General features: G+C 68.4%; 2 protein-coding genes. Both read right to left on the reverse strand.

Features of this window, described 5'->3' with window-relative positions; translation table 11 throughout:
* On the reverse strand, positions 1–184 hold a 184-nt coding region (locus tag KBX53_RS34910; protein WP_210864029.1), incomplete at its 3' end, for a hypothetical protein.
* An 83-nt stretch (positions 185–267) separates the two neighbouring features.
* On the reverse strand, positions 268–692 hold a 425-nt coding region (locus KBX53_RS34915), incomplete at its 5' end, for a GAP family protein (protein WP_210864030.1).

A 692-nucleotide genomic window follows, 5' to 3' on the forward strand; every position in this document is an offset into this window, starting at 1 on the left:
CGAGGAAAGCGTTGTCGCGCATGAAGGAGCGGTCGCGGGCGGCCGCCAACTCCTCTTCGCGCTGAGCCTTGGCCCGTTGCAACTCCAGATCCTCGAACGCGTGCCGGACACCCAGCCGGATCACGCCGTAGAGGAAGACGAAACCGAAGACGTAGAGGATCACCGTGGTGACGACAGCGAACATGCCGTCACGGTAAGACGAACGTGAACCGTTGTTGCGCTCATCTCCGCCCGGTTCCCCCGTACGTGTCAGCGGAGGGCGGCGGTTCAGCCGGACCGGATCAGGTCCAACCCGGTCAGCAGCGCGAAGAACGCGATCACGATCTCGTTGACGATCCAGGCGTGCCCCTCGGCCCATTCCCGCATCCGGGTCAACACCCGCGCCGCCCTGCTCCCGAGCAGCAGCAACGCCAGCAGCGGCAGCCCGAGCAGGAGCACTGTGAACAGCACGAACGGCACCAGGTGCCACCACGGCAGATCGTGACGGGCCACGCTCGCCCCGACGGTGGCCATGGTGAGGTCGTCCGTGGGGGTCGCCACGAAGAGCAGCGCACCCAGCCGCAGCGCCTGCGGCGGGTCGGCGCGCTCGATGCCGCCCAGCCAGCGCGGCGGTCCGGACCGGTTGCGGCGTAGCCAGATCAGCACGGCCAGGATCACCAGCAGGGCCAGCACCACCAGGTCGATGGCGGGAC

Origin of the sequence: Micromonospora sp. M51 (assembly GCF_018070305.1) — a bacterium.
GTDB lineage: Bacteria > Actinomycetota > Actinomycetes > Mycobacteriales > Micromonosporaceae > Micromonospora > Micromonospora parva.